Source organism: Pseudolabrys sp., from assembly GCF_035943735.1.
Classification (GTDB): domain Bacteria; phylum Pseudomonadota; class Alphaproteobacteria; order Rhizobiales; family Xanthobacteraceae; genus Pseudolabrys.
In genome coordinates this window covers 105,376-123,288 of sequence record NZ_DASZBV010000009.1, presented here as the reverse complement: position 1 = coordinate 123,288, position 17,913 = coordinate 105,376, and the positions used below count along the sequence as shown (strand labels likewise).

Below are 17,913 nucleotides of genomic sequence, written 5' to 3'. Positions count from 1 at the left end.
GCGACGGGGCCCGTGTTCAAGCCCCCGATCCGGAGCGGTGGCCACCGCTCCTTCGTCGCCGCCGCGTGCAGCCCATCGTTCCGTAGAACTGCGGGCAGCCGGTCGTAATGCCGGCGGACGGCTGGCCAAGGCCTCCCGGGGGCTGGGGTTACGAGCCCCGCCCGCGGGCGCCGCATCGACGAACCGGGTTTCCCCGTTTCGTCCGATGAGACCGAGGCCGCATCTCCGGCCCCCCGTCTCACCGCTGCTCCGTCCTCGGCACGTCTCCGGTGACGCCCCTTGAAGAGCAGGACGGGCGCATAATAGGCATATCAGCCTAGTAGGTCAATAGTCCGTTGAAAAGAATTTGTGCTGCATTGCGGCGCGTCTCGAACCGGGAGGCCGCTGCCCGGGTCGCCCTATGGGGCGAGACGAGGGCGGCGAGAGGCCGAGCAGTCCGGGCGCCCGCCTGATAATGGGAAAGGTTGCTGGCGGCGGCGCGGACCGATCGCCATATTGGCGACGCGTTCACGGCCATGGTGAATGCGCGAGGAGACGGAATTTGCCTGGTCGGAAGAAGCTGACATCGGCGACTGTACGGCGTGCTTCATCGCCTGCCCATGCGGATGCGCTGCACGCGCGCCGGCCGCGCCTGCGCGAGCGCTGGGCCGAGCGCGGCTTCTCCGCCGCCGACCTGCTCAATCTGTGGACGCCGGCCGGCCGCTTTCAACACCATAAATCGCTCGCCTACGGCAACGCGCCGCGCCAGCAACTCGACGTCTATCGCCCGCGCCGCGGCGACCGCGCGCCGATGGTCGTCTTCTTCTACGGCGGCAGCTGGCAGAGCGGCGCGCGCGACCTCTACGCTTTTCTCGGCGCTTCGCTGGCGGCGCAGGGCATCGTCACCGTGGTGCCGGATTACAGCGTCTATCCCGCGGCGCGCTTTCCGGCCTTCCTCGAGGACTCGGCGCGCGCCGTGGCCTTCGCGCGCACGCATGCGTCGGAGTGGGGCGCCGATCCGGAGCGTCTCGTGGTGATGGGGCATTCGGCCGGTGCGCATATCGCGGCCATGCTTGCTTGCGATCCGCAATGGCTCGCGGCCGCCGGCCTCGACGCGCATCGCGACCTCGCCGGGCTCATCGGCCTCGCCGGCCCTTACGACTTCCTGCCGATCGAGAGCCGCGTGCTGCAGGCGATCTTCGGCGGTCCGGGCCGCGCCGAGACGCAGCCGATCTCGTTCGTCACCGGCCGGGAGCCGCCGGCGCTGCTCATCACCGCGCAGCGCGACGTGCTGGTCGAACCGGGCAATTCGAAGCGCTTCGCCGCGCGCATCCGCGAGATGGGCGGCCGCGTCGAGGAGCGCAGCTATGGCCGCGTCAATCATTTCACGCTGATCGGCGCCTTCGCGCCGGGACTGCGGCTCCTCGCGCCGGTTCTGCGCGACGTCGACGCGTTCGTGTGGCGGGTCACGGCGCGGCAGGCACGCGCCGGCTAATGTCCGAAGACGTAAGTGCCCGGCGCCGGGCACAGCGGCGGCAGATCGTGCTCCGGCGCGCCCATCGGCGGCGGTGCGACACGGTCCGGCGTGCTGCGCGCGGACAGCCATGACGCCCATTCCGTCCACCACGAGCCTTCCGTGTGCGCGGCCCGCGTCGCCCAGGTGTCGGGATCGAGGTAGCGCTCGCCCGGATTGCGCGTCGCATGCAGATAATGCCGGCCGCGATGGCCGGGCTCGGAGACGATGCCGGCATTGTGCCCGCCATTGGTGAGCACGAAAGTCAATTCGGTGTCGGTGAACAGGCTTACTTTATAGACGGACTTCCACGGCGCGATGTGGTCGGTCTCGGTACCGACGACGAACATCGGCACGCGCAAATCCTTGAGCGTGATGACGCGGTCGCCGACGGCATAGCGGCCGGCGGTGAGGCGATTCTCCAGGAACAGCGCGCGCAGGTACTGCGAGTGCATGCGATAGGGCATGCGCGTCTGGTCGGCGTTCCAGACGGTCAGGTCGGTCTCGGGGTCGCGTTCGCCGAGCAAATACTGCCGCATCGAGCGCGACCAGATCAGGTCGTTGGAGCGCAACAGCTGGAAGGCGGCCGCCATCTGCTTGGTATCGAGGACGCCCTGGTCCCACATCATGTCCTCGAGGAAGGCGATCTGGCTTTCGTCGACGAACAGCATGAGGTCGCCGGCCTCGCTGAAATCGGTCTGCGCCGCGAGCAGCGTCACGGTAGCGAGCCGATCGTCGCCGTCGCGCGCCATGGTGGCGGCGGCGATCGACAGCAGTGTGCCGCCGATGCAGTAGCCGCAGGCGTGCACCTTGCGGCCGGGCATGATGGTGTTGATGGTCTCGAGCGCGGCCATCACGCCTTCGCCGCGGTAGTGGCCGAGCGTGAGGTCGCGGTCCTTCTCGGTCGGATTGCGCCACGAGACCATGAACACGGTGAAGCCGCGCTCGGTGAGGAAGCGCACCAGCGAATGTTCGGGCAGCAGGTCGAGGACGTAGTATTTCATGATCCACGCCGGCACGATCAGGATCGGCTCGGCGGCGACGTCGGCCGTCGCCGGCGAATACTGGATGAGCTCGATGAGCTCGTTGCGGTAGACGACCTTGCCCGGCGTGACGGCGATGTCCTTGCCGATCTCGAAACCTTGCGGCGCCGGCGGCGGCGACAAGGTCAGTGCGCGCTCGACGTCCGCGACGAAATTGCCCCAGCCCTGCACCAGATTGGCGCCGTGCTCGGTGAGCGTTCGCTCCACCACCACCGGATTGAGCCACGGGATGTTCGACGGCGACACGGCGTCGAGCAGTTGCCGCGCCATGAAGGCGGCGCGCTTGGCGTCCTTCGGCTGCATGCCGCGCACGACCTTGGTCGCTTCGCGCCACCATGCTTCCTGCGCCAGGAAGGCCTGCTGGAAATAGCGATACGGCGCCTTGGTCCAGGCCGGATCCTCGAAGCGGCGGTCACCCGGGAGCGGGGCGAAGGGCGCTGCCGCGGCGCCATCGTGCAAGGCGAAGCTGGCAAGCCGCGCGGCGTATATTTGCGCCAGCGCGGCGAGCTCGAGCTGACGCCCGGGTGCGCGCGACAGATGCGACAGCCAGTCGAGCCAGGCGTTGAATTCGGCGTGCGGCGATATGCCCTGCGTGACGCGCGCGGCGAGCGCGCGCCAGATGCGATTGAGCGTCTCGAACGACGGCAGGTCGACGTCGCGCTGTTCGGGCGGCGGACAGCCGAGCGGCGGTTCCGTGACGGGCGCGGGTGGCGCAGGCACCAGGGTGGCTTCGGACATGGCGGCAGTATGCGCCGGGCGCGCGAAGGACGTTTGACGTCGATCAAGGACGGTGCCGCCGCGGCGCGCGACGATGCAGTCGGGATTGCTTGATTTGCTGCACGGGAGCGGCGATTCGGCTTGACGGTCGTCAAGCCGTGCCGAGGTCAGGGGGTATTCGTGCGACTGCGCGCGGCAGCGGCGTGCTTAATGGGTCGGGCGGGCGCGCGGCAGCGGCTTGCTGCGCGACTTGGCGGCGGCCGCCTGCTCCTGCGGCGGCAGCGCTTGCGGCATGTACTTCGCCAACACGTCCGGATCGAGCGTCGCGATGTCCGAGTCGGGGAGGCGCTGCCAGGTTTCGTCCATGCCGAACAACGGAATGCCGAGATAGCCGCGCACGGTCAGCGTCTGGCCGTCCGGGCTCAACGTCATCTGCGCGTGATAGATGTTGCCGTCGCGCGGATCGAGAATGCTGCCGCCCTCGTACTGCAGACCATTCCGCTTCATGTCGCGGATGAACGAAATGCCGAGCATCGGCTGGTTGCGCCGGTCGTCGGTGCACTTGCTGCAGATCGGGTGCGGCGGATCGAATGGCCGCGGAAACGCCTTGGCCATGGCGCCTTCATAGACGCCGTTGCCGTCGTCGACGAACAGCACCCAAATGACCGGCTTGCCGTCGGCGCGTTTCTCCCACAGTCCGGCCACGGTCGGCGGCTGCGCGATCGGGGCGACAGCCCCCTGCCGCTGCGGCGGCAAGTATTGCTGCGTCGGGGCAGGCTGTTGTGCCCGCGAGGGCTGCCAATAGGCATTCTGCGCCCGCGCCGTCCCGAGACCGGCAACCGCGGCCAGTAAAAGCATCGCCATGCGCGCTTTCATCTCATTCCCCGTACGAATAGCAGAGCGTGTACCAATCACCGCTAAATATGGCTGTTTCGCGAAGGCAAAAAGGTGTTGCTGCGAAACTGATAACTTGGAACTCTCGGAACCTTGGGGACGTTAACGGCAATCGATGGGGCTGTCCAAGCTGGGCGCGAATTCCAACGAATCGGAAACGGCATCGCTCATGTCCAAATCAAGTCTGGCTCTGAGCAATCTGCGTGCCGTTGTCATCGTCATCGTGCTCGCGTTCCACTCCTGCCTCGCTTATCTGGTTAACATTCCGCAGCCGGTCGCGTTCGCGCAGGCCCCGTATACATGGGAAGCCTTCCCGATCGCCGATGCGCATCGCTGGCTCGGCTTCGATATCTTCTGCGCCACCCAGGACGTCAGCCTCATGGCGCTGATGTTCTTTCTTTCGGGGCTGCTGACCGGACCCAGTCTCGAGCGCAAAGGGACCCGCGTCTACCTTCTCGACCGGCTGCGGCGCATCGGCCTGCCTTTCGTGCTGGCGGTCGCCTTCCTCAGTCCGATCTCACTCTATCCGGCCTATGCGGTGCGCACCGCCGGCGCCGACCTGTCGCGGTTCTGGGACGCCTGGCTGTCCTTGCCGTTCTGGCCGACCGGCCCCGAATGGTTCCTCTGGCAGCTTCTGGTCCTCAACCTGATGGCGGTCGGTCTCTACGCGATGTGGCCCGCGCTGCTGCGCGTCTGCCGCGGCTTCGCCGACTGGGCGGGGACCCGGCCGCTGCAATACTTCGCCGTGCTCTCCGGCGTCGCGATTCTCGCTTATGCGCCGCTTGCGCTCATCTATTCGCCCTGGCAGTGGCAGGAGGTCGGGCCGTTCGGGCTGCAGCTCTGCCGGCCGCTCATTTACATCCTCGTCTTCTTCGCCGGCTTCTCGCTCGGCAGCCGCGGCATCGGCCACGGCCTGCTCTCCTGCGAGGGGCCGCTGGCGCGGCAATGGCTCGGCTGGACCTGCGCCGCCTTGCTGATGTTCTTCGTCTGGGCCGGACTGACCTCGCTGACCATGCCCGACTGGCAGAGCGCGGGCTGGATGGCGAAGGTCGCGTCGACGCTCACCTATCCCCCGGCCTGCATCGCCGGCGGACTGTTCATGCTGGCGGTATTCCTGCGGTTCAGCCGCCGGCGTTCCTGGGTCCTCGACAGCCTGTCGGCGAACGCTTACGGCATGTACCTCGTTCACTATGTCTTCGTGGTCTGGCTGCAGTACACGCTGCTGCCGGCCGATCTTAACGCCCTGACCAAGGCCTTCCTGGTGTTCGCTGGCAGCATGGCGCTGAGCTGGTCCGCCAGCGCCGGGTTCAACCGGCTCATCGCCGGTTCCGAGGCGCTCGCGGCGAAACGGCCGGCCTGGACTGTCTCGCGCTGACGCTCCGACGACGACGCAAAGAAAATCCGCATGCCGCTGAACTTCACGCTTGCCTCGCGCAATCTCCTTCATGACCGGCTTCGCTTCGTCGCCACCACCATCGGCATCGTCTTTTCCGTGGTGCTGGTGATGGTGCAGATGGGCCTCTACCTCGGCTTCGGTCACATGGTGACGCGCATGATCGATCGTTCCGACGCCGACCTGTGGGTCATGCGCCGCGGCACCAAGTGCTTCGAGGATCCGTCCCTGATCGACGCGCGCAAGCAGGGCGCCTATCAGGCGATTCCCGGCGTCGCCAGCGCCGAACCTCTGGTGATCGGCTTTTCCGATTGGCACATGAAGAGCGGCGCCATCACGCCGGTCTTCATCGTCGGCTCCAATCTCAACGGCATCGGCCTGCGGCCGTGGGACGTGGTGAAGGGCTCGGTGGATTCGCTCTCGCAGGAAGACGCGGTCGCGGTCGACGAGACCTATCACGAGCGGCTCGGCACCAGCGGCATCGGCTCGACCGCCGAAATCCGCGGCCAGCCGGTGAAGGTGACGGTGCTCACCCAGGGGATCAGGTCGTTCACGACGACGCCTTACGTGTTCGTCGACATGAACCGGGCGCGCACCTACATCGGCATCCCGAAGACCTACGCCAACTACTTCCTCATCAAGCTGAAGCCCGGCGCCGATGCGGCGCAGGTGAGCAAGGCGATCGAGGCGCAGAGCCCGACCTATGAAGTCCTGACCCAGGGGCAGTTCGCCGAGCGCAGCCGCACTTTCTGGCTGTTCGGCACCGGCGCCGGCACCGCCTTGTTCGCCGGCGCGTTGCTCGGCGTCATCGTCGGCACCGTGATCGTGGCGCAGACGCTTTATTCCAGCACCAAGGATCACATCGAGGAGTTCGCGACACTGCGCGCCATTGGCTCCTCCAATCGCTACATCTACAAGGTCATCATGTACCAGGCGCTGCTCAACGCCGTGATCGGCTTCGTTCTTGCCGCGATCATCGGCTATGCGGTGGTCCTGTTCACGCGCAGCGGCTCGCTGCCGGTCGTGATCACGCCGTGGCTGATGGGCGCCATCTTCCTGCTGACCGTGGTGATGTGCGTCGCCTCGGCCTTCACGGCCATCCTGCGCGTGGTGCGTATCGATCCTGTCGTGGTGTTCTCGCGATGAGCGATCCGGTCCTCGAAGCGAAGGGTGTCGCGAAGGTGCTGGGCCACGGCGCCGGCGAAGTGCACGCGTTGCGCGGCGTCGATCTGTCGCTGCATGGCGGCGAGCTGACGCTGCTGATGGGGCCGTCCGGCAGCGGCAAGACCACCTTGTTGTCCGTGCTCGGCTGCATGCTGGCGCCGACCTCGGGCACCGTGCATGTCTGCGGCCATCCGACCGAGAATGCCGGGGCCGAGCGGCTGGCCGAATTGCGGCGCAATCACATCGGCTTCATCTTCCAGTCGTATCATCTGTTCCCGACGCTGACCGCGGCCGAAAACATCCAGCTCGCGCTCGACGTGCGCGGCGAGCAGGGCGAGAAAGCGCGTGCGCGCGCGCTCGATGCGCTGGCGCGCGTCGGCCTGTCGCACAAGATCAAATCGTATCCGCGCGAGATGAGCGGCGGCGAGCAGCAGCGCGTGGCGATCGCGCGCGCCATCGTTTCCGATCCGTCCGCGATCCTCGCCGACGAGCCGACCGCCGCGCTCGACAGCGAGAACGGACAGGCGATCATGGGCATCCTGGCGGACATCGCCAGGGAGCCCGGCCGCGGCGTGCTGGTGGTGACGCACGACTCGCGGCTGTCGACCTTCGCCGACCGAATCCATCACATCGAGGATGGCCGCATCGTGCGCGTCGAGGAGAATTCGGCGCGGCCCGAGAACCTGCGGGCGGCGGCCGGCGCGCCGCGATGATCCGCGACCGGATCAGCCTGCGCGCAAGGCTCATCCGCGCCGCCTACCGCGCCTTCATCAAACGCTCGCAGCGCCATCTCACCATCGACGACATCCGCCGCTCGTTCCGGCGCACGGAGGCGCTGGTGCCGCCGCCGCCGCGCGGCACGCACACCGAGTTCGTCGACGCCGGAGGCGTGCGCGCGCATCTGGTGTCGACGCCGCGCTCGTCGCCCGAGCGGCACGTCCTCTATCTGCACGGCGGCGCTTACACGGTGGGCTCGCCGCGGCTCTATCGGCATTTCACCTGGCGTATCGCCGACGCGGCGCGGGCGCGCGTGCTCGTCATCGCCTACCGCCGTGCGCCCGAGCACCCGTATCCGGCGGCGCTCGACGATGCCGTGGCCGCCTGGCAGTGGCTGCTGGCGCGCCGCGCCGACCCGCAGCACGCCTTTATCATGGGTGATTCCGCCGGCGGCGGACTGACGTTGGCGACCATGCTGAAATTGCGCGACAGCGGCCTGCCGCTGCCGGCGGCCGCGGTGGCGCTGTCGCCATGGACCGATCTCGCGCTCACCGGCGCGTCCTTCCGCGACAACGCGGCCAGCGATCCGATGCTGGTGGCTGCCGACGTGCCGCGCTTCGCGGCCGGCTACATCGGCGGCGCCGACGCGCGCGACCCCTATGTCTCGCCGCTCTATGGCGATCCGCGCGGGCTGCCGCCGACCTTGATCCAGGCCGGCAGCGACGAGATCCTGCGCGACGATGCGGTGCGCATGGCGCAGGCGATGCGCGAGGCCGGCTGCGCCGTCGAATTGCAAGTGTGGCCGAAGATGCCGCATGTGTGGCACCTGCTCGCGCCGGTGCTGCCCGAGGCGCGCGCGGCGATCGACGAGATCGCCCGGTTCCTGGCGCGCACGACGACGTGACGGAAAGCGTGCACACGGGGGAAACCTTCACGCCACCGTCACGTTAGCGGCTTAGACGACGCCCGCACACGAGACGGCCTTCCGATGATCGAATCCATGGACGTCCGGCACGTGCCGGGCGCAGACGCATTTTCCGAACCGAACACCGCGCCGGCGCGCCGCGCCCGCTGCGCGCATTGTCACGGACCGTTCGGCATGATCCGGCGGCGGCGCTCGGGACGGCAGTTCTGCTCGGTCGCCTGCATGGATGGCTACGACGATGCGCTGCGCGAGACGGTACGGGCGAAGGCGCGCTGGTACGACCTGATCGACCGGCTGCGCGCCCGCAACACCTGAGGCGGGGCTCCGCGCCCGGCCACGTAGCCCGGTTGGCCCCACCGGGCGATGGTGCTAGAAGCCGGGCATGTCGCACTTCATGTCCCATTACCTGGTGCCGGCGGCCATCATCGCGGTCGCGGCGGTGCTCGTGCTCGGCCTCTTGAATATGATGCGCGGCGGCTCGCCGAACCGCTCGCAGCAACTCATGCGGCTGCGCGTGCTGCTGCAATTCGTCGCCATCATCGTGATCATGGCGACGATCTGGGCGATGGGCCGCTAGCGCGTCACTTCATCGGCGCCGCGCGCATGTACTCGACCTTTTCCTTCTTCAACTTCGCCGCCTTGCGCACGTGCTTCTTCTTCGTCTTGGCGGCGTAGTCGGTCGACGCGGCCTTGGCCGCATGCGCGCCGGCGCCGGCGCAGGCCTGCACCGTGACGGGTGCCAGCAAGAGCGCCGCAGCAGCGGCGATGACGGTGAGACGGATCATGGCGTGCCCCCTGTATTCGTCTGCCGAAGAAGTCCAGATTAGCGCTCCCTGACGGCGAGTCGAAGGGTTCCATGGCATGGTCGTGCTCAACCGCATCTACACGCGTACCGGTGACGACGGCACCACCTCGCTCGGCTCCGGCGCCCGGCGCAAGAAATACGATCTCCGGGTCGACGCCTACGGCACCCTGGACGAGGTCAATGCCGTGCTCGGCCTGGCGCGCCTGCATACCGCCGGAGATTCCATGCTCGATGCCGCGCTGGGGCGTATCCAGAACGACCTTTTCGACGTCGAGGCCGACCTCTGCCTGTCCGAAAAGGGCCCGGGCGGCGCCCGTCTGACGGTCACCGAGGCGCAGGTGGCGTGGCTGGAGGGTGAGATCGACCGCCTCAACGGGGAGCTGAGCCCCCTCAAGTCATTCATCCTGCCCGGCGGCAGCGCCGCCGCGGCCTGGCTGCATCTGGCCCGCACCGTCTGCCGGCGTGCCGAGCGGATCATGGTCGAACTGATGGACCAGCCGGGGGAGGGGGTGTCGGCGCCCTCCCTGCAATACGTGAACCGGCTGTCGGACTATCTGTTCGTCGCGAGCCGCCACGCCAACGACATGGGGGCGTCCGACGTGCTGTGGGCGCCCGGCCAGAACCGCTGAGGACCCACGCGCCGCCCGCCGTTGACCGCGAAAGAGCCCGCTATTAGGGTGCGCCGCACCATTTCGGGCCTGAAATTCAGAGAGATAGCGGCCCCGCGGAGCTGATTCAGATCATGAAGATTCTGGTGCCCGTCAAACGGGTGGTCGATTACAACGTCAAGATTCGCGTCCGGCCGGATGGCTCCGGCGTCGAACTCGCCAACATCAAGATGTCGATGAACCCCTTCGACGAGATCGCTGTCGAGGAGGCGATCCGTCAGAAGGAAGCCGGCAAGGCGACCGAGATCGTCGCGGTGTCGATCGGGCCGCAGCAGGCGTCCGAGACCATACGCACCGCGCTCGCCATGGGCGCCGACCGCGGCATCCTCGTCAAAGCCGATGGCGTCATCGAGCCGCTCGCGGTCGCCAAGATCCTGAAGGCCATCGTCGACGCCGAGAAGCCCGGGCTCGTCATCCTCGGCAAGCAGGCGATCGACGACGACTCGAACCAGACCGGCCAGATGCTCGCCGCGCTGCTCGGCTGGTCGCAGGGCACCTTCGCCTCGAAGCTCGTGCTCGACGGCGAGACGGTCAGCGTCACGCGCGAGGTCGACGGCGGCCTGCAGACGGTCAAGCTCAAGGCGCCGGCGATCGTCACCACCGACCTGCGCCTCAACGAGCCGCGCTACGCATCGCTGCCGAACATCATGAAGGCGAAGAAGAAGCCGATCGACGAGAAGTCGCCGGCCGATTACGGCGTCGACGTCACGCCGCGGCTGCAGGTGGTCACCACCGCCGAGCCGGCCGGCCGCAGGTCCGGCGCCAAGGTCGGCTCGGTCGCCGAACTCGTGTCGAAGCTCAAAGACGAAGCGGGGGTGCTGTCATGACCACGCTTCTCATCGCCGAAGCCTCTCCGCTGTCATGCGCGGGCTTGACCCGCGCATCCCGCTTAGAGACGCACTGTGCCCGCCTAGTCGGGATGGCCGGGACAAGCCCGGCCATGACAAGTGAGTGTGCGGAGGCACAGCAATGACCACGCTTCTGATCGCCGAACACGACAACAAATCGCTCAAGGACGCGACCAGGAAGGCGCTTACGGCGGCCAAGGCGCTCGGTGCCGAGGTGCACGTGCTGGTCGCCGGCAAGGACGCGAAGCCCGCCGCCGAAGCGGCGGCGAAGCTCGACGGCGTCGCCAAGGTGCTGCTCGCCGAAGGCGCGGCCTACGAGCATCAGCTCGCCGAGCCGACGGCGGCCTTGATCGTCTCGCTCGCCGGCAATTACGATGCGCTCGTCGCGCCGGCGACGACCAACGGCAAGAACACGATGCCGCGCGTGGCCGCGCTGCTCGACATGATGCAGGTTTCCGACGTCACCAAGGTCGTCGGCCCTGACACGTTCGAGCGGCCGATCTATGCCGGCAACGCCATCCAGACGGTGAAGTCGTTGGATGCCAAGAAGGTCATCACCGTGCGCACGTCGACCTTCCAGGCGGCGGGCCAAAGGTCAGATGCCGGCACGGCGCCGATCGAGAACGCCGTCGCGGCGGCCGATCCCGGGCTCTCCAGCTTCGTCGGCGAGGAGCTGTCGAAGTCGGACCGGCCGGAATTGACCTCGGCGAAGATCATCATTTCCGGCGGCCGCGCCATGCAAAGCCGCGAGAACTTTACCAAATATATCGAGCCGGTGGCCGACAAGCTCGGCGCGGCAATGGGCGCCTCGCGCGCCGCGGTCGACGCCGGCTACGCGCCGAACGACTGGCAGGTCGGGCAGACTGGCAAGGTGGTGGCGCCGGAGCTGTACATCGCGGTCGGCATTTCCGGCGCGATCCAGCATCTCGCCGGCATGAAGGACTCGAAAGTCATCGTCGCGATCAACAAGGACGAGGAGGCGCCGATCTTCCAGGTCGCCGATTACGGCCTGGTCGCCGACCTCTATCAGGCGCTGCCGGAATTGGCGGCGGAGCTCGACAAGATCAAGCGCTGAACAGCAAGGCCGGCCGCCGATGGCAACATCCGGCGGTTCGGCGTAGAGTTGAAACAGGCAGACGGACGGGATTTGCAAGCGAAGCCGTCGCCGCACGTCGGATCGATCGGATCGGAACATGGCCGTTAATATCAAGACTGTCGGGGTGATCGGCGCGGGCCAGATGGGCAACGGCATCGCGCATGTCTGTTCGCTGGCCGGCTATTCGGTGATGCTCAACGACGTTTCGCCGGATCGCATCAAGGCCGGCATGGCGACCATCAACGGCAACATGGCCCGCCAGGTCTCGAAGAAGGCCATCGGCGAGGACGAGAAGAAAGCGGCGCTGGCGCTGATCAAGCCGGCGGAGAAATACGACGACCTCGGGCAATGCGATCTCGTCATCGAGACCGCGACCGAGAAGGAAGAGGTCAAGCGCCGCATCTTCGGCGACCTGTGCGCTTCGCTGAAGCCGGACGCGATCATCGCCACCAACACCTCGTCGATATCGATCACGCGGCTGGCTTCATCGACCGACCGGCCCGAGCGCTTCATCGGCATTCACTTCATGAATCCGGTGCCGCTGATGGAGCTCGTCGAGGTGATCCGCGGCATCGCCACCGACGATCCGACCTTCGAATCGTCGAAGGCTTTCGTATCGAAGCTCGGCAAGACGATCGCCGTGTCGGAGGACTTCCCGGCTTTCATCGTCAACCGCATCCTGCTGCCGATGATCAACGAGGCGATCTACACGCTGTATGAAGGCGTCGGCAACGTCGAGGGGATCGATACCGCGATGCGGCTCGGCGCGCACCATCCGATGGGCCCGCTCGAACTGGCCGACTTCATCGGCCTCGATACCTGCCTCTCGGTGATGCAGGTGCTGCACGAGGGCCTGGCCGACTCGAAGTACCGGCCGTGCCCGCTGCTGGTGAAATACGTCGAGGCCGGCTGGCTCGGCCGAAAGACGCAGCGCGGCTTCTACGACTATCGCGGCGAAAAGCCGGTGCCGACGCGCTGATCGGCCTCTCTAGCTCCTTACATTTTTCAACTGTCATGGCCGGGCTTGTCCCGGCCATCCCGTTCAGGGGCGCACTGCCCGATCCGGTGATCACATTGTGAATGAGCGTGCGTGTCAGGCTGCCGCCGCCATCTGCGGCGCGGTTTGCGCCCAGCACGGCAGCGCGGCGACGCGGCCGAACCATTCGCGGATATTCGGATAATCGGCGAGCGGCAGGGCGGCGCGCTCGGCGTAGAACAGGGTCGGCGCTACCGCGAAGTCGGCGAGGGTGATGGCATCGCCGACGATGTAACGCTGCTTGGCGAGATGCGCCTCGAGCATTTTCGCCTCGCGATGGAAGGCGTCGAGCGCGCGCGTCACGACGCCAGCGTCCGGCGGGCCGGCGTTGAGGATCTGCTTGACGATGCGCTCGACCAGCAGCGGCTCGCAGGCATTGCCGCTCCAGTGCGCAATCTGCCAGCTCTGCCAGCGCATGATGTCGGCGCGCGTGCGTACGTCGTCCGGCCACAGCGTGTTCGGCGTCTTGCTGGCGAGGTACTGCGCGATCGCCGCCGTCTCCCACAGCTTGAAGTCGCCGTCGACTAGGGTCGGCGCGCGGCCGCTCGGATTGAGCGCGCGGTACTCCGGCGCGTGTTGCGCGCCCTTGGTCAGGTCGACGAACTCGAAGTCGAGCGGGATGCCGAGATGCGCGGCGACGGCGCGTACCTGCCAGGTGCGCGGCGAGGGTGGAAATCCGTAGAGCTTCATCATCAATTCCTCTCCCTGTAGTGTTCTCGTGGTCTTCACGCGAGATAGGCTTCGAGTTTCTCGAGCGCCGCGGTCCAGCCCATGTTGTGGCGGTCGCGCGCGCCTTCATCGAAGAACTGTTCGTGCGTCAGCGTCAGCACGGTGCCGTCGCCGTCCGGCTTGAACTCCACGGTGACGAGCGATTGCCGCTCCGGCGTGGATTGCCACGCCCACGTGTAGGAGACCTTCCGGCCGGGCACGATCTCCTGCACGGTGCCGGAGACGCGATGATCCTCCCCGGACGGCGAGGTGCCGTGCACCATGAAGCGGCCGCCGACGCGCAATTCGAACACGGCTTCGAGAACCTTGACGCCGCCGGGGCCGAACCAGCGTGCTATTTGCGCCGGCTCCGTCCAGGCCGCGAAGACGCGCGCCGGCGGGGCCTTGAAGCGGCGGCGGATGGTGAGGCTCGGCTTGACGGCTGCTGCGGTGGACATGCGTCTTCCTCCAGATATGCGGCGAGACTGTCGAGCTGTTCGCTCCAGAAGCGCTGATAATGGTTGAGCCAGTCGGTGGCGGCGCGCATCGGCTCCGCCTCGAGACGGCAGGCGACGGTGCGGCCCGTCTTCTCGCGCGTGACGAGGCCGGCGTCGGAGAGCACGTCGAGATGCTTCATCACCGCCGGCAGCGACATGGCGAAGGGCTTGGCCAGTTCGCTGACCGAGATGCTGTCGCGCTCGCTCAATTGTGCCAGCAGCGCGCGCCGCGTCGGGTCGGCGAGGGCGGCAAAGGTGCGGTCGAGCACGGCCGGTGAATAGTAAACCATGTGGTTAAGTGTATCGCGGCGGGGGCGCGTGTCAAGCCGGGCGCCGATATTTCCATTTTGTTGAGAATTGCACGGCAAGAAGAAAGCATGAATCCGACTTCGATCGCCGCGGCGATGAGCGGCGCACAGAGCGCCGGCGCGCAGATGGTGCTCGCCGCGAAGATGGTGCGCATGAATGCCGATGCGCAGGGCGCAATCGCGCAGGTGATCGACGCCGCTGCGCAGAATGCACAGCGGCTCGCCGATACCACCGCCGGCGTCGGCCGGAATGTGGATATTTCCGCTTAGCGTCGGGCGCCGCTGGCCTCGTCGGTCGTCCCGAGGCGCGCTGCTCAGGGTGACGGGATCGTTCGGGTCACATCCCCGGTTCGATCGGGTGATCGACGGCGCCGCCGCTTTCGGCCCAGTCCTTGAACGCGCCGAGATTGCGCACGTCGCCGTAGCCGAGATCCTTCAGCGTCTTGCCGGACAACGCCGAGCGGCCGCCGGAAGCGCAATAGACGATGATCGTCTTGTCCTTGCTGAAGGTCTTGTCGTGATAGGGCGAGCCTGGATCGGCGCGGAATTCGAGCATCCCGCGCGACACGTGCAGCGCGCCGGCGACCTTGCCGGTCTTCTCGACTTCTGGTGCGTCGCGCACGTCGACGACCAGCGCGCCCTGCGCCATCAGCGCGCGCGCCTCCTCGGGGGTGACCTTCGGCACCGCCGCGTTCGCCGCCGCCATCATGTCCTTCAGTGTCGTCGCCATTGTCGGCTCCAAATTAGTTCGCGATCAGCCCTGGCCGAGCGCGGCCCTGATCAGCTTGAGCGCGTCGTCGCTCGCCCATTCGGCAGGGCCCGCGATGGTGCCGATCTCGCAGCCGTGCGGATCGATCAGCATCGTCGTCGGCATGCCGAAGGCTTTGCCGACGGCCTTGAGGTCCTGGAAGCTCTTGGCGCTCGAGTCCGTATAGTAGGTCAGATTGTGCACGCCGATCTGCTTGAGAAACTGCTTCGGCTTGTCGGGGTCGCGGGTGTCGATGTTGACGGCGACGACCTGGAAGTCCGGGCTGCCGAGCTTCTTTTCGAGCGCATCGAGCGTCGGCATCTCCGTGCGGCAGGGCACGCACCAGGTGGCCCAGAGATTGAGGAGCACCGTCTTGCCCTTGAAGTCGGCCAGCGCGAGTTTCTTGCCGCTGGCGTCCTCGAAGGTGAGGTCCGGCACCTTCAGCGGGCTCTGGGCGACGTTCACCGCCGCGACCTCACCGCGGGCGAGCGGGGCGATCTTCTGCGCCAGGGCCACCGCCGGCCGGCAGGCCTTGTCGCCCCGATCGTTGCGCGAAAGGGTCGTAATCCCGTATACCCCGGCCAGCCCGACCACGATTCCGGCGAGGACGCCGGCCAGGACCAGGGCCAACCGTTTGACGGCAAACGTTGATTTCGGACGGCTCGGCTCGGTCATGATCGGGAGAACCTCGGGAATTTCGTCATGAGCAACAAGATGTGGGGCGGGCGCTTCGCCTCGGGCCCGGATGCCATCATGGAGGAGATCAACGCCTCCATCGATTTCGACCGGCATCTCTACCGCCAGGACATCATGGCGTCCAAGGCCCATGCCGAGATGCTGGCCAAGCAAGGCATCATTGCGGCCGACGATGCGAAATCGATCGCTCACGGTCTAGACACGATCCTGTCAGAGATCGAGGCGGGCAAGTTCTCGTTCCAGCGCGCGCTGGAAGACATTCACATGAACGTCGAGAGCCGGCTGAAGGACCTGATCGGCGTCTCGGCCGGCCGGCTGCACACCGCGCGCTCGCGCAACGACCAGGTGGCGACCGATTTCCGGCTGTGGGTGCGCGACACCATCGACGCCATCGACGCCGCGTTCGCCGCTCTGCAGAAGACGCTAGCCGAGAAGGCGCTGGCGCATGCGGCGACGGTGATGCCGGGCTTCACGCATCTGCAGACGGCGCAGCCGGTCACCTTCGGCCATCACCTGCTCGCTTACGTCGAGATGGCGGCGCGCGATCGCGGCCGCTTTGCCGACGCGCGCAAAAGGCTCAATGAATCGCCGCTCGGCTCCGCCGCGCTCGCCGGCACGTCGTTTCCGCTCGACCGCGACATGACGGCAAAGGCGCTCGGCTTCGACCGGCCGACGGCGAACTCGCTCGACGCCGTGTCCGACCGCGACTTCGTCATGGAGACGCTCGCCGCGGCGGCGATCGCGTCCGTGCATCTGTCGCGGCTCGCCGAGGAGATCGTGATCTGGACCTCGCCACTCGTCGGCCTGGTCAAGCTGTCGGACAAATTCACGACCGGCTCCTCGATCATGCCGCAGAAGCGCAATCCGGACGCGGCCGAGCTCGTGCGCGCCAAGACCGGGCGGATCATCGGCGCGCTCACCGCCATCCTGATCGTGATGAAGGGCCTGCCGCTCGCCTACGCCAAGGACATGCAGGAGGACAAGGAAGGCGCGATGGATGCGCTGTCCGCGCTCTCTTTGTCCATAACGGCGATTGCCGGAATGGTGGCCGATCTTCAGCCGGACGAGGCGAAGATGAAGAAGGCGGCGGGCGAGGGCTACGCCACCGCCACCGATCTCGCCGACTGGCTGGTGCGCACGCTCAAGATGCCGTTCCGCGACGCGCATCACGTCACCGGCCGCGTCGTCGCGCTGGCCGAGGAGAAGGGCGTGCCGCTGCACCGGCTGTCGCTCGCCGACATGCAAGGCATCGAGCCGAAGATCACCGACGACGTGTTCAACGTGCTGTCGGTGACCAATTCGGTGAAGAGCCGCGTCAGCTACGGCGGCACCGCGCCGAGGAACGTGCGCGTGCAGGCGAACCGGTGGCTCAAGCGGCTGGCGAAGTAAGCGCACATACGGCGCTCGCATCGATTTGCGCCGCGTCCTCAGCGCAGCCGGATGATCTCAATCGTCGATGCCTTTGCCCGCGCGCAGCGACTTGCTGATGCGCGCGGCGATGGCGTCCTCGGTCGTCTTCTCGCGCGCCGGATAGGTCAGATCGAAGCAGTCGACCGTCGAGCGCCCATCGGCGGTGTGCAGGCGCACGCCGTCGCCGTTCTCCGGCTCCGGATCGCGGCGGCTGAACAGGTCGGCGGGGTAGTCGGCCGTGGTGCCGAAGCGTGCATTGGCATAGGTCGCCCACCGGGTCTGCGCCGAGGTGGCCGGTGCGACGGCGAGCAGAAGGATGAGGGCGAGCCGGGTGCGGAAAGGCTGCATGCAGGGCATCCGTAGCAAAGCGCCGCGCGCACCGCATCCCGGCACCGGCCCGGACGCCGGCGAGGGGCTGTAAACTGTGCGGAATCTGCTATTGTGCAGCCGGTTCAAGGAGACCGACGTGACCGAATCTTGCCGTCCGCTCAGGGGTTTAGCTGTCGTCGCCGCGATGGCCGCTTTGCTCGTGCTCGGGGGCTGTGGCCGCAAGGGGCCGCTCGATCCGCCGCCGGGCGCGTCGAACGCGGTCGAGCCGCAGGCAAACGGCGGGCTGATCGCGCCGATCGCCGCGCCGATCGGCAGCCGCAGCACGCCGGACAACCCGGGCGTCGATTCGAGCGGCAAACCCATCGCGTCGAAAGGGCAGAACCGGCCCTTCATTCTCGACCCGATGCTCAACTAGACT

General features: G+C 67.1%; 23 protein-coding genes. 14 read left to right on the top strand and 9 right to left on the bottom strand.

The window, feature by feature from the left end:
- Nucleotides 1-541: 541 nt before the first annotated feature.
- Nucleotides 542-1,474, top strand: a complete 933-nt coding sequence (locus VGV41_RS06345) for an alpha/beta hydrolase (protein ID WP_326862898.1) — start codon at nt 542-544, stop codon at nt 1,472-1,474.
- Here VGV41_RS06345 and VGV41_RS06340 read toward each other — a convergent pair.
- A complete protein-coding gene (locus VGV41_RS06340) occupies nt 1,471-3,273 on the bottom strand; it encodes a PHA/PHB synthase family protein (protein WP_326862897.1) in 1,803 nt (600 codons plus the stop codon). The genes VGV41_RS06345 and VGV41_RS06340 overlap by 4 nt on opposite strands.
- 186 nt (nt 3,274-3,459) lie before the next feature.
- Nucleotides 3,460-4,116: a DUF2147 domain-containing protein gene (locus VGV41_RS06335; RefSeq protein ID WP_326862895.1), complete on the bottom strand. Its 657-nt coding sequence runs from the start codon at nt 4,114-4,116 to the stop codon at nt 3,460-3,462.
- A gap of 199 nt (nt 4,117-4,315) precedes the next feature.
- Here VGV41_RS06335 and VGV41_RS06330 point away from each other — a divergent pair, with 199 nt between their 5' ends.
- The 6 genes from VGV41_RS06330 to VGV41_RS06305 all read left to right on the top strand — a co-directional run bounded on the left by VGV41_RS06330 (nt 4,316) and on the right by VGV41_RS06305 (nt 8,922).
- Nucleotides 4,316-5,521, top strand: a complete 1,206-nt coding sequence (locus VGV41_RS06330) for an acyltransferase (RefSeq protein WP_326862894.1) — start codon at nt 4,316-4,318, stop codon at nt 5,519-5,521.
- A gap of 30 nt (nt 5,522-5,551) precedes the next feature.
- On the top strand, nt 5,552-6,685 hold the full coding sequence (locus VGV41_RS06325; protein ID WP_326862893.1) for an ABC transporter permease: 1,134 nt from the start codon (nt 5,552-5,554) through the stop codon (nt 6,683-6,685).
- Nucleotides 6,682-7,416 carry an ABC transporter ATP-binding protein gene (locus VGV41_RS06320; protein ID WP_326862892.1) on the top strand — a complete coding sequence of 245 codons (735 nt, stop codon included), beginning with the start codon at nt 6,682-6,684 and terminating at the stop codon, nt 7,414-7,416. Before VGV41_RS06325 ends, VGV41_RS06320 begins: the two co-directional genes overlap by 4 nt.
- Nucleotides 7,413-8,324: an alpha/beta hydrolase gene (locus VGV41_RS06315; RefSeq protein ID WP_326862891.1), complete on the top strand. Its 912-nt coding sequence runs from the start codon at nt 7,413-7,415 to the stop codon at nt 8,322-8,324. Before VGV41_RS06320 ends, VGV41_RS06315 begins: the two co-directional genes overlap by 4 nt.
- Before the next feature lie 84 nt (nt 8,325-8,408).
- Nucleotides 8,409-8,660 carry a hypothetical protein gene (locus VGV41_RS06310; RefSeq protein ID WP_326862889.1) on the top strand — a complete coding sequence of 84 codons (252 nt, stop codon included), beginning with the start codon at nt 8,409-8,411 and terminating at the stop codon, nt 8,658-8,660.
- Nucleotides 8,661-8,727: 67 nt separating this feature from the next.
- Nucleotides 8,728-8,922, top strand: coding sequence for a twin transmembrane helix small protein (locus tag VGV41_RS06305; RefSeq protein ID WP_326862888.1), 195 nt, complete (start codon nt 8,728-8,730; stop codon nt 8,920-8,922).
- Between the two features lie 4 nt (nt 8,923-8,926).
- On the opposite strand, the gene VGV41_RS06300 is transcribed toward VGV41_RS06305, so the two are convergent.
- Nucleotides 8,927-9,130 carry a hypothetical protein gene (locus tag VGV41_RS06300; RefSeq protein WP_326862887.1) on the bottom strand — a complete coding sequence of 68 codons (204 nt, stop codon included), beginning with the start codon at nt 9,128-9,130 and terminating at the stop codon, nt 8,927-8,929.
- 76 nt (nt 9,131-9,206) lie between these two features.
- Between VGV41_RS06300 and VGV41_RS06295 the strand changes: the two genes are divergently transcribed.
- From VGV41_RS06295 to VGV41_RS06280, 4 genes are all read left to right on the top strand, one after another.
- Nucleotides 9,207-9,779 carry a cob(I)yrinic acid a,c-diamide adenosyltransferase gene (locus tag VGV41_RS06295; RefSeq protein WP_326862886.1) on the top strand — a complete coding sequence of 191 codons (573 nt, stop codon included), beginning with the start codon at nt 9,207-9,209 and terminating at the stop codon, nt 9,777-9,779.
- A gap of 113 nt (nt 9,780-9,892) precedes the next feature.
- Complete coding sequence (locus VGV41_RS06290; RefSeq protein ID WP_326862885.1) at nt 9,893-10,645, top strand: electron transfer flavoprotein subunit beta/FixA family protein; 753 nt, start codon at nt 9,893-9,895, stop codon at nt 10,643-10,645.
- A 142-nt stretch (nt 10,646-10,787) separates the two neighbouring features.
- Nucleotides 10,788-11,741 (top strand): electron transfer flavoprotein subunit alpha/FixB family protein, encoded by a 954-nt coding sequence (locus VGV41_RS06285; RefSeq protein ID WP_326862884.1) that lies wholly within the window; start codon nt 10,788-10,790, stop codon nt 11,739-11,741.
- Nucleotides 11,742-11,859: 118 nt separating this feature from the next.
- Nucleotides 11,860-12,741 (top strand): 3-hydroxybutyryl-CoA dehydrogenase, encoded by an 882-nt coding sequence (locus VGV41_RS06280; RefSeq protein ID WP_326862883.1) that lies wholly within the window; start codon nt 11,860-11,862, stop codon nt 12,739-12,741.
- Nucleotides 12,742-12,855: 114 nt separating this feature from the next.
- Here VGV41_RS06280 and VGV41_RS06275 read toward each other — a convergent pair whose 3' ends face one another.
- From VGV41_RS06275 to VGV41_RS06265, 3 genes are read right to left on the bottom strand one after another with little or no spacing between them, the layout of a single operon-like run.
- Nucleotides 12,856-13,491 (bottom strand): glutathione S-transferase family protein, encoded by a 636-nt coding sequence (locus VGV41_RS06275; protein WP_326862882.1) that lies wholly within the window; start codon nt 13,489-13,491, stop codon nt 12,856-12,858.
- A 32-nt stretch (nt 13,492-13,523) separates the two neighbouring features.
- Nucleotides 13,524-13,964, bottom strand: a complete 441-nt coding sequence (locus VGV41_RS06270) for an SRPBCC domain-containing protein (protein ID WP_326862881.1) — start codon at nt 13,962-13,964, stop codon at nt 13,524-13,526.
- A complete protein-coding gene (locus VGV41_RS06265; protein ID WP_326862880.1) occupies nt 13,862-14,293 on the bottom strand; it encodes a metalloregulator ArsR/SmtB family transcription factor in 432 nt (143 codons plus the stop codon). The genes VGV41_RS06270 and VGV41_RS06265 overlap by 103 nt, the downstream gene beginning before the upstream one ends.
- 87 nt (nt 14,294-14,380) lie before the next feature.
- Here VGV41_RS06265 and VGV41_RS06260 point away from each other — a divergent pair, with 87 nt between their 5' ends.
- Nucleotides 14,381-14,581, top strand: a complete 201-nt coding sequence (locus tag VGV41_RS06260; protein ID WP_326862878.1) for a hypothetical protein — start codon at nt 14,381-14,383, stop codon at nt 14,579-14,581.
- A gap of 67 nt (nt 14,582-14,648) precedes the next feature.
- Here the strand turns inward: VGV41_RS06260 and VGV41_RS06255 are convergent, their stop codons facing one another.
- Nucleotides 14,649-15,041 (bottom strand): rhodanese-like domain-containing protein, encoded by a 393-nt coding sequence (locus VGV41_RS06255; RefSeq protein WP_326862877.1) that lies wholly within the window; start codon nt 15,039-15,041, stop codon nt 14,649-14,651.
- 24 nt (nt 15,042-15,065) lie between these two features.
- Nucleotides 15,066-15,734, bottom strand: coding sequence for a thiol:disulfide interchange protein TlpA (tlpA, locus tag VGV41_RS06250; RefSeq protein WP_326862876.1), 669 nt, complete (start codon nt 15,732-15,734; stop codon nt 15,066-15,068).
- A gap of 27 nt (nt 15,735-15,761) precedes the next feature.
- On the opposite strand from tlpA, the gene argH reads away from it, so the two are divergent.
- A complete protein-coding gene (gene argH, locus VGV41_RS06245; RefSeq protein ID WP_326862875.1) occupies nt 15,762-17,144 on the top strand; it encodes an argininosuccinate lyase in 1,383 nt (460 codons plus the stop codon).
- Between the two features lie 57 nt (nt 17,145-17,201).
- Here the strand turns inward: argH and VGV41_RS06240 are convergent, their stop codons facing one another.
- Nucleotides 17,202-17,513 carry a hypothetical protein gene (locus VGV41_RS06240; protein ID WP_326862874.1) on the bottom strand — a complete coding sequence of 104 codons (312 nt, stop codon included), beginning with the start codon at nt 17,511-17,513 and terminating at the stop codon, nt 17,202-17,204.
- A 118-nt stretch (nt 17,514-17,631) separates the two neighbouring features.
- Between VGV41_RS06240 and lptM the strand changes: the two genes are divergently transcribed.
- A complete protein-coding gene (lptM, locus tag VGV41_RS06235) occupies nt 17,632-17,910 on the top strand; it encodes an LPS translocon maturation chaperone LptM (RefSeq protein WP_326862873.1) in 279 nt (92 codons plus the stop codon).
- Nucleotides 17,911-17,913 lie beyond the last annotated feature (3 nt).